Source organism: Paenisporosarcina sp. TG-14 (assembly GCF_000297555.1).
Taxonomy (GTDB): domain Bacteria; phylum Bacillota; class Bacilli; order Bacillales_A; family Planococcaceae; genus Paenisporosarcina; species Paenisporosarcina antarctica.
This window is the reverse complement of record NZ_AMGD01000013.1, coordinates 1-10,446: the sequence shown is the minus strand read 5'-3', so window position 1 is coordinate 10,446 and position 10,446 is coordinate 1. Positions and strand designations below refer to the sequence as shown.

Annotated in this window: 7 protein-coding genes; 1 reads left to right on the top strand and 6 read right to left on the bottom strand. The window is 40.5% G+C overall.

Annotation, left to right across the window (positions count from 1 at the left end):
• Nucleotides 1-193 precede the first annotated feature (193 nt).
• Entirely contained in the window at nt 194-379 is a 186-nt protein-coding gene (locus C406_RS0105005) for a hypothetical protein (RefSeq protein WP_017379500.1), read from the top strand.
• Nucleotides 380-832: 453 nt separating this feature from the next.
• Here C406_RS0105005 and icmF read toward each other — a convergent pair whose 3' ends face one another.
• From icmF to C406_RS0104970, 6 genes are all read right to left on the bottom strand, one after another.
• Complete coding sequence (gene icmF, locus C406_RS0105000; protein ID WP_017379499.1) at nt 833-4,093, bottom strand: fused isobutyryl-CoA mutase/GTPase IcmF; 3,261 nt, start codon at nt 4,091-4,093, stop codon at nt 833-835.
• A complete protein-coding gene (locus tag C406_RS0104995; protein WP_026045612.1) occupies nt 4,090-4,740 on the bottom strand; it encodes a TetR/AcrR family transcriptional regulator in 651 nt (216 codons plus the stop codon). Before C406_RS0104995 ends, icmF begins: the two co-directional genes overlap by 4 nt.
• Complete coding sequence (locus C406_RS0104990; RefSeq protein WP_017379497.1) at nt 4,741-5,880, bottom strand: acyl-CoA dehydrogenase; 1,140 nt, start codon at nt 5,878-5,880, stop codon at nt 4,741-4,743.
• A 747-nt stretch (nt 5,881-6,627) separates the two neighbouring features.
• Nucleotides 6,628-7,764, bottom strand: coding sequence for an acyl-CoA dehydrogenase (locus C406_RS0104980; protein ID WP_017379495.1), 1,137 nt, complete (start codon nt 7,762-7,764; stop codon nt 6,628-6,630).
• An 11-nt stretch (nt 7,765-7,775) separates the two neighbouring features.
• On the bottom strand, nt 7,776-8,627 hold the full coding sequence (locus C406_RS0104975; RefSeq protein ID WP_017379494.1) for a 3-hydroxybutyryl-CoA dehydrogenase: 852 nt from the start codon (nt 8,625-8,627) through the stop codon (nt 7,776-7,778).
• A gap of 51 nt (nt 8,628-8,678) precedes the next feature.
• Nucleotides 8,679-9,872, bottom strand: a complete 1,194-nt coding sequence (locus C406_RS0104970; RefSeq protein ID WP_017379493.1) for an acetyl-CoA C-acetyltransferase — start codon at nt 9,870-9,872, stop codon at nt 8,679-8,681.
• Nucleotides 9,873-10,446: the final 574 nt, after the last annotated feature.

The window sequence follows — 10,446 nt, the reverse complement described above, 5'->3', positions numbered from 1 at the left end:
AATCTGCTGCATCATAACCTAGGGAATAAATAGAAATGCGATGTGACGTTGTCACATCGCATTTCTTCTATCTTTATGGCAATCTTGCGGCGGGTGTGCGTCCGTAAATCGCCTTCAACCTTCTCGTGCATAGGTTTTTGGATTTGGATTACTAGGAAATAGGCACTTACTTTATGGAAATGGGCAGCCGAAGATGAAATTCCGACTACTATTTGCTTGTTATCAAGGATTGTACATTCAAATAGAGATGGTTCTAGTGGTGAACGATGACTCAGTTGTAATTATGGGCTGTCACGTTGTAATTTTCGACGGTGACGTTGTAAAAATTGAACCCCACGTTGTAAAAATCGCGGTTCACGTTGTAATAGTTAAATTATAGAAGTTTGTATATCGTTATCCCCCCCAAATAAGCTAGCGGAGGCATCCGACAGTACAAATCAAGTTTTTGAATAATGGAATGCTACAGAATTACAAGGTTTTACACGCTGTTTCCGGGTGGACTTGAATGGTTTTGTTTACGCTACGCTACTGTTTGAAAGAAGAAATCGAAAAGGACTGGTTCATTAGCTAGTCAACTTGGTTCATGAGGCGAATTTTGACAGCCTCTTTCAATAGTGACACAACACGTAATAAATGGAACAAACGTCTTTTAACTCTAGAGGTTATGGTGCAGCAGCTTTGCCATTTAAAGCGAACCTGAAACCATAGTGAATGCAATAGCAATCGAGTTGACACTGTCGAGGCAACTCGCAAAAGAAGTGAGATATCAATCATTTGGGACAAACCACGAAAAAGCGATCCGACAAAGTCGGATCGCTTAAGCTGCAAGCTATTACATATTACGACGATATTGTCCGCCGACAGAATATAGAGCGTTGGTGATTTGACCAAGTGATGCCACTTTTACTGTGTCCATCAGTTGTTCAAAGATGTTGCCTCCAGATACTGCTACTTCTTTCAAACGATCTAAAGCTGCTTGTGAATCTGCAGAATGGCGTTCTTGGAATGCCAGTAAATTACGAATTTGCGTTTCTTTTTCTTCACTTGTTGCACGTGCAATTTCCATGTTATCAATATCATCTGAAGATGGTGGATTTGGATTCAAATACGTGTTTACACCAATAATCGGTAATTCACCCGTATGTTTCAACATCTCATAATGCATAGATTCTTCTTGGATTTTACCACGTTGATACTGAGTTTCCATAGCGCCAAGTACTCCACCACGGTCGTCAATACGATCGAATTCTGAAAGTACCGCTTCTTCAACTAAGTCCGTCATTTCTTCAATAATGAACGCACCTTGAAGTGGGTTTTCATTTTTAGTTAAGCCATGTTCTTTTGTAATAATCATTTGAATGGCCATTGCACGACGAACAGATTCTTCGGTCGGAGTTGTAATGGCTTCATCGTATGCATTTGTGTGAAGCGAGTTACAGTTATCTTGTAGCGCCATCAATGCTTGTAGTGTTGTGCGAATATCGTTAAAATCGATTTCTTGCGCATGCAAGCTTCGACCTGACGTTTGAACGTGATACTTAAGCTTTTGACTGCGATCATTTGCACCGTATTTGTCACGCATGACAACTGCCCAAATACGACGTGCTACACGACCGATTACTGTGTACTCTGGATCTAAACCATTCGAGAAGAAGAATGATAGATTTGGTGCAAAATCATCAATGTTCATTCCACGGCTTAAATAGTACTCAACGTATGTGAAACCATTTGATAAAGTGAAGGCTAATTGCGAGATTGGATTCGCACCCGCTTCAGCAATATGGTAGCCGGAAATCGAAACTGAATAATAGTTACGCACTTTAGAATCGATAAAGTATTGTTGAATATCACCCATCATGCGAAGTGCGAATTCCGTAGAGAAAATACATGTATTTTGTCCTTGGTCTTCTTTTAAAATATCCGCTTGAACAGTTCCACGTACAACTTGAAGTGTGTTTACGCGTACTTCTGTGAATTCTTCAACTGTCAATGTTCGACCTAATTTTTCTTCGTTTTGTTTAACTTGTTGATCAATTGCTGTGTTCATAAACATCGCCAAAATGATTGGCGCTGGACCATTAATTGTCATGGATACTGATGTAGCAGCAGCACATAAATCAAAGCCGTTATACAATTTCTTCATGTCATCAAGTGTACAAATACTAACGCCTGATTCTCCAACTTTCCCGAAAATATCTGGACGAGTATGTGGATCTTCGCCATATAAAGTTACAGAGTCGAATGCTGTTGATAAACGTTTTGCATCGTCATCTTTCGATAAATAATGGAAACGTCGATTTGTGCGCTCAGGTGTTCCTTCTCCTGCGAATTGACGTTTTGGATCTTCCCCTTCACGCTTGAATGGGAATACGCCTGCTGTGTATGGGAATGAACCTGGCACGTTTTCTTTATACACCCAGCGAAGGATTTCACCAAAATCGACAAATTTAGGCAATACCACTCGTGGAATTTTCAGGCCACTTAAACTTTCCGTACGTAAAATCGTGCGGATTTCTTTATCGCGTGCTTTAGTGACAAATTCATCACCTGCATACGCTTCTTTTAACTCTTTCCAATTGTCTAAAATGCGTTTTGATTCCGCAGTTAATTCGTCACGCACGCCTTGTGCTAGGGAAGTTAACGATTCAACTAATGCATCATTTGGTGCTTTTTCGTTGACCATTTCAATGGCACCTTGAAGTTGGAACAAACGGCGAGCGAAGTCTACTTGTTGATCAGACTTTTTATGGTAACCACGAACGGCATCTGTAATTTCACGCAAGTAGTAGCGGCGATCATTTGGAATGATCACGTTTTGTTTTTGTGTTTTTATAAATTGCTCATACGATGTTTCCCAGTCTGTTTTGCAAATCTCATTTACACGTGAAACTAATGCTGCGAATAAAGAGTTTGTCCCTATATCGTTAAACTGGCTTGCAATCGTTCCATAAACAGGCATAGTATCTATGCTCTCATTCCATAATCCGCGGCTGCGTTGGAATTGTTTTTGTACTTGACGAAGTGCATCTTCAGAACCTTTGCGTTCGTATTTATTAATGACAATTAAGTCAGCATAATCAATCATGTCAATTTTTTCTAACTGTGAAGGCGCTCCGAATTCACTTGTCATAACATACATTGAAACGTCTGCTACGTTCGCGATTTCTGCATCTCCTTGACCGATCCCGCTCGTTTCCACGATGATTAAGTCGAATCCAGCTACTCTCACTACGTCTAGCACGTCGCTAAGTGCACCTGATAATTCAGTACGAGAGCCACGTGTTGCTAGGCTGCGCATAAAGACACGTTTATTGAAAATTGCATTCATACGAATACGGTCTCCAAGTAATGCTCCACCTGTTTTTTGCTTCGTAGGGTCAATCGATATAACGGCTACTTTTTTATCTCCTAATTCCGATAAGAAGCGACGAATTAATTCATCAGTTAAAGAAGATTTCCCAGCTCCACCTGTACCAGTGATTCCAAGTACGGGTGTTCCTTTTGAAAGTTCACGTGCTTTTTCAACTAACTTTTTCGCATCTGCATTTTCGTTGTTGACCCCATCTTCAGCGACCGTAATTAGGTGCGCTAACACTTCAGGATGGTCGGTATCCGCGTGAGTCAATTGATCAACTGCATTTTTTGTATTAATTGCGATATCACAGTCTTCAACCATGCGATTAATCATGCCTTGAAGGCCAAAAGTACGACCGTCATCTGGTGAAAAAATCCATGCAATTCCGTAGTCATGTAGATCTTTAATTTCTTTTGGAATGATTACACCACCACCACCACCGTAAATACGGATGTGTGGAGCTCCACGTTCAGCTAATAAATCATACATGTATTTAAAGTATTCAACGTGACCACCTTGATAAGAAGAAATAGCAATGCCGTGTGCATCTTCTTGAATTGCCGCATTCACGACTTCTTCTACTGACCGGTTATGGCCTAAATGTATAACCTCTGCACCCGTTGATTGTAAAATGCGACGCATAATGTTTATAGACGCATCATGCCCATCAAAAAGGCTTGAAGCCGTAACAAAACGTACGTGATTAGTTGGACGATAAATTTCTACTGTAGTTGTCATGCTTTCCCTCCATTTCCTTGTATCCCTTGTAAGAAAAATGTTGTTTGCACTTTGATAAATTCTTCAATTTTTATATCATGATGAAGTCCCCAACGTCTAAACGCCCACATCTGGCCTTGTACGACTAAATGGTGTGCCGCTAGTTTTACGGCATCTTCAGACAATTTACATTCACCTGATTTTCGACAAGCATGAAGAATATTTTCAAAGATAGCCACCATTTCTAGCTCTTTATTTAATACATAATTAAGTTCATCTTTAGATAAGGATTTTGACTCTTGATACATAACGATGAACTCATCTTGCATTTCATCAACGAGCAAGTAATAGTGTCGAATGGCTATCTTCAGTCCTTCTAGCGTGCCAGCTTGTGTCGGAAGTGCTGATAAACGTTCCAACACCTCTTCATAAATGCTGTCACATACTAAGTACAGGACGTCTTCTTTCGTGCGAATATATTCATATAGTGTACCTATGCTAAAGCCCGCTTCTTTTGCTATTTCTCGTGTTGTAGTTCGATGAAAGCCTTTTTCTTTAAAGAGCGCGACAGCCCCACGGATCATTTGATTCCGACGTTTAGATATAAGGCTTTCATCTTTTACGGACGACTCAACTTCGCGTTTGACTTTCACCACGTTCTTCTTCATTTACTTCGTAATCATTCGAGAGATTACAAGGCGTTGAATCTCTTGTGTACCCTCGTAAATTTGTGTAATTTTTGCGTCGCGCATGTAACGTTCTACTGGGTAGTCTTTTGTATAACCATAGCCACCGAATACTTGAACAGCGTCCACTGTTACTTTCATCGCTGTATCTCCAGCCATTAATTTTGCCATTGCTGATTCTTTACCGTAAGAAAGTCCGTTTGATTCTAACCAAGCTGCTTGGTAAGTCAGTAAGCGCGATGCTTCGATTGACGTTGCCATATCAGCTAATTTAAATGAAATTCCTTGGTTAGCGACGATTGGTTTACCAAATTGAACGCGTTCTTTCGCGTACTCAACTGATGCGTCAAGTGCCCCTTGAGCAATCCCGACAGCTTGTGCTGCGATGCCGTTACGACCGCCATCTAGCGTTTTCATTGCGATAAGGAATCCTTCGCCTTCTTCGCCAAGTAAGTTTTCTTTTGGAATGCGACAGTTATCAAATATGATTTCAGTTGTTGGTGAAGAACGAATACCGAGTTTTCTTTCTTTCTTACCAACTGAGAAGCCTTCGAAGTCAGCTTCCACGATGAATGCGCTTGTCCCTTTATGTTTTGAAGTTGGATCAGTTACAGCAAATACCACATAAATGTCGGCAATACCGCCGTTTGTAATAAAGATCTTAGAACCGTTTACTATATAGTGGTCACCATCAAGTTTTGCAGTTGTTTTCATGCCACCTGCGTCAGAACCTGAACTTGCTTCTGTTAAGCCGTATCCACCAATTTTTTTACCTTCTGCCATTGGACGAAGATATTTTTGTTTTTGTTCTTCATTGCCGTATTTGAAGATCGGCCATCCAGCTAAAGATGTGTGAGCTGAAAGAGTTACACCTGTTGATGCACAAACACGTGATAATTCTTCAACTGCGATACAGTAAGCCAAGTAATCTGAACCAATTCCACCGTATTCTTCAGGCCAAGGAATTCCTGTTAATCCTAGTTCCGCCATTTTATCGAAAATGTCACGGTCAAAGCGCTCTTCTTCGTCACGTTCTGCAGCTGTTGGAGCTACTTCTTTTGTCGCGAAATCGCGAACCATTTTGCGAATCATTTCATGTTCTTCTGATAGTTTAAAGTTCATTTTTTATTCCACCCTTTTTAGTTTTTGGCTCTGTTAAATAATAGTGTTAATATTCCGCAAAACAGCTGCGCTTTCCGCGGGCGAGCGCCGAGCCAAGGTCTCGGCTGTCTCGCTTTCCCACAGGAGTCTCCGCTGTTTTGCTCCATATCTATAAATTAAAAATCTACAATGAACGATGACATATACAATTTAATTAGACTCTTATTAAATTGTTGATCTTAACTCATTTAATTGATTGTAGTGAAAGGCGGCTGAAATCAACACATTATTTTAACTGAGCTATTTAAGTAAGTGTTAGCCGATTACTATACGTTGAATTTCAGATGTACCTTCATAAATTTCCGTTAATAAAACACTATATTACAATGCGAAATTTCACCGCAATAATTATCAGTTTAAGCTCGCGGAAGGTGGCGACTCCTAGGGGATTAGCAAGCTAATCAAGACCCTGGACTAAGCGGAGCGAAGGAAGCGGCTTGATGCTTGCCCCCTGGAAAGCGTCCACCTGGAGCGACGCTAATCTATATAAGACTCTTATTTCAGCACTTGCTGGCCAATACCAATACGTTGAATCTCATTGTACTAGTTAGTTACTTACCATTATTTATATAAGCTAGCGGAAGGTGGCGACTCCTAGGGGATTAGCAAGCTAATCAAGACCCTGGACTGAGTGTCACGAAGGAAGCGGCTTGATGCTTGCCCCCTGGAAAGCGTCCACCTGGAGCGACTCTAGTCTATAATCGACTCCTATTTAAGTAAATGTTTGCTAATGACTATACGTTGAATTTCAGATGTACCTTCATAAATTTCCATTACTTTTGCGTCACGGAAATAACGTTCTACTGGATAATCTTCAGTGTAACCGTACCCACCGAATACTTGAACCGCTTCGATTGACGTTTCTACTGCTGTTTTTGAAGCAAATAGTTTTGCCATTGATGCTTCTTTTCCACAAGCTAGACCACGCGTACGTAAATCTGCTGCTTGATATACTAATAACCGTGATGCTTCAACAGCTGTAGCCATGTCTGCTAATTTAAATCCAATGCCTTGTTGCACTGATATTGGTTTGCCGAATTGTACTCGTTCTTTTGCGTAGGCTACCGCTGCTTCATAAGCCGCTTCAGCAATTCCTAAAGATTGTGCAGCAATACCAATTCGTCCAACATCTAAGTTGGCTAATGCAATTTTGAATCCTTCGCCTTCTTCACCTAATAAATTTTCAGCAGGCACCATCATATCTTCGAACGTTAACTGAACAGTACGTGACCCATGTAAGCCCATTTTGCGTTCATCTTTACCAATAATGAAGCCAGGAGTATCTTTATCTACGATGAAAGCTGATACACCTCTTGAGCCTTTTGAAGGGTCTGTCGTAGCAAAAACAATATAGACTTGTGCTTCTCCACCATTAGTGATAAAAACTTTCGAACCGTTTATTTTATAGTGGTCCCCGTCTTTAACTGCTTTTGACTTCATAGATCCTGCATCTGAACCAGCAGATGGTTCAGTTAGACAGAATGCACCTAAATATTCTCCAGAAGCTAATTTTGTAACATATTTTTGTTTTTGTTGTTCATTACCGAAGTACAAAATAGGATTTGTTCCAACAGATGTATGAACTGACAAAATGACCCCCACGACAGCGCTCACTTTTGATAATTCGTGAATTGCGATGACGTAGCTCATATAGTCCATTTCAGATCCGCCGTACTTTTCAGGAATCGTGATGCCCATTAAGCCAAGCTCACCCATTTTTTTTACTATTTCACGTGGAAATTCGCCTTTTTCCATTTTTTCAATGTTTGGCTCGATTTCCGTTTTTGCAAAGTCTCGTACCATCGTGCGCATCATTAATTGTTCTTCAGTAAATTTCAGTTCCATTTTTCATTCTCCTATTCGTACATATAAAAGCCGCGTCCTGTTTTCTTACCTAACCAGCCAGCTTTTACATATTTACGTAGTAACGGACATGGGCGATACTTACTGTCGCCAAAGCCTTCATGCAAGATTTCCATAATATATAAACAAGTATCAAGACCGATAAAGTCAGCTAATTGTAGAGGTCCCATTGGATGATTCATCCCAAGTTTCATGACATCATCGATTGCTTCTTTTGTCGCTACACCTTCGTACAATGTGTAAATTGCTTCGTTAATCATCGGCATTAGGATACGGTTTGAAACGAATCCTGGAAAGTCATTAACTTCTACCGGGACTTTACCTACTTTTTTGGTCATGTCTTCAATCGATTTGTACACTTCATCAGTAGTTGCTAGCCCGCGAATGATTTCAACCAGTTTCATTACTGGTACCGGATTCATAAAGTGCATGCCGATAACTTGTTCTGGACGCTTAGTTGAAGCGGCAATTTCAGTAATTGGTAATGAAGATGTGTTTGAAGCTAAAATCGCATGTTTTGGCGTTATTTCATCAAGTTGTTTGAAAATCTTCTGTTTAATTTCCATGTTCTCAACTGCTGCTTCAATAACTAAATCAACATCAGATGCGTCATTTAGATCAAGTGATTTTGTAATACGTGATAATACTTGAGTTTTTTCATCTTCCGTCATACGTCCTTTTTCTACGTTACGAGATAAATTTTTCGTGATATTTGCCAAACCACGTTGGAAAAACTCTTCTTTCATGTCATTTAATTTCACATCAAATCCAGCTTGTGCACATACTTGTGCAATACCTGAACCCATTTGACCTGCTCCAATTACGAGTACTTTTTGAATATCCAACTATAATGTCCCCCTCTAATTTACGCTTTCTAATCTATCTAGCTTTTCTGTTTAAGCTTTAGGAACTTCGATCATAACTGCATCGCCTTGTCCGCCACCAGAACAAATAGCTGCAATTCCAATTCCGCCACCTCGACGTTTTAATTCATAAGCTAATGTTAAGATTACGCGCGCTCCACTTGCCCCAATTGGGTGACCAAGTGCAACAGCTCCACCGTTTACATTTACTTTTTCTTTATCTAAGTTGGCAATTTGTGCAGATGCTAAAGCAACAGCAGCAAACGCTTCGTTGATTTCAAATAAATCGATTTCTTCTAATGATTTGCCTGTTTTTTCTAAAATCGAATTAATAACAAGGCCAGGTGTTTGTGGGAAGTTTTCTGGTTCAATAGCTACTTCCGCGTGTCCAATAATATAAGCTAGAGGCGTTTTACCTTCCGCATTGGCTTTTTCTTCACTCATTAACACTAGTGCTGCAGCTCCATCATTAACACCAGGTGCGTTACCCGCTGTAATTGTACCTTCTTTACCAAATGCTGGTTTTAATTTTGAAAGTGACTCTAAAGACGACCCACGACGTGGACCTTCATCTTGGTCAAATATGATTGCTTCACCTTTACGTTGAGGAATTTCGACTGGTGTAATTTCTTCAGCAAACGTCCCGTTGTCAATTGCTTTTAACGCTAAGTCATGGCTACGTAATGACCATGCATCTTGTGCTTCTCGTGACAACTCGAATTTCTCAGCTGTTAAGTTACCATATGTGCCCATGTGTACATGCTTTGGATCGAATGAACAAGATAGACCATCATAAATCATGCCATCAATCATTTGTGCATCGCCCATGCGTAAACCGAATCGACCTTTAGGTAAGTAATACGGTGCATTTGACATGGACTCCATGCCACCCGCAACGATTGTTTGTTCTTCACCTAATCGAATGAGTTGATCACCTAACGTAACTGCGCGCATTCCAGATGCACATACTTTGTTAATCGTTTCTGTTTTGACACCCCAAGGAATTCCTGCTTTTGTAGCAGCTTGACGAGATGGAATTTGTCCTTGTCCTGCTTGAAGAACTGATCCCATAATGACTTCATCTACTGAATCTGGTGCAACGCCTGCGCGGTGTAACGCTTCTTTAATGGCAACGCCACCTAAATCGCTCGCTGTAAGTGAAGCCATTGCTCCTCCCATTTTCCCAAATGCTGTACGTGCTCCATCTAAAATAACTGTTCTTGTCATAATTATTTCCCCCTTGTTTTTGTATACGCTTTCAGTTTTCTGTTATCAAGAATTAAACCAAATGAGTGTGTTCGATATAAGTTGTGTTGATAGAATGATTGTTATGCTCTAGTTGTAATTTTAAGCTGTTTAGTTGTATTTATCTATGCTCTAGTTGTAAATATTCGAGTTGACGTTGTAATTTGACAATTCTAGCTACGAATCGACATTGACTGAACGCTCGCTCGACAAAACATTAAATAAAAAGGGAGCACAACGACTCCCTTTTCTATTTAATCTTATTATACTTAGAATTCACAAATTTATCAAATTAATTATGCGCTAGCTCCGAAGCCCAGCTCACACCTAAGCTTGGGCCACACGACGTTGGTCATGACGGCGTTCCGACACGATGTCGGGCATTTAGCCTTCCTTCCGTTATCGAAGAAAACGAGTTTTCGATTCGTTTGCTCCTGCGGTTACTCGTCGCAAAGGAAACCTGCTCCTGCGGTTACTCGTCGCAAAGGAAACCTTGCTTCCAGCGCCGGTGATGAGCTTGAGTGGGCTTCTATGCTTTTCAGTGTTGTCTAGCTCC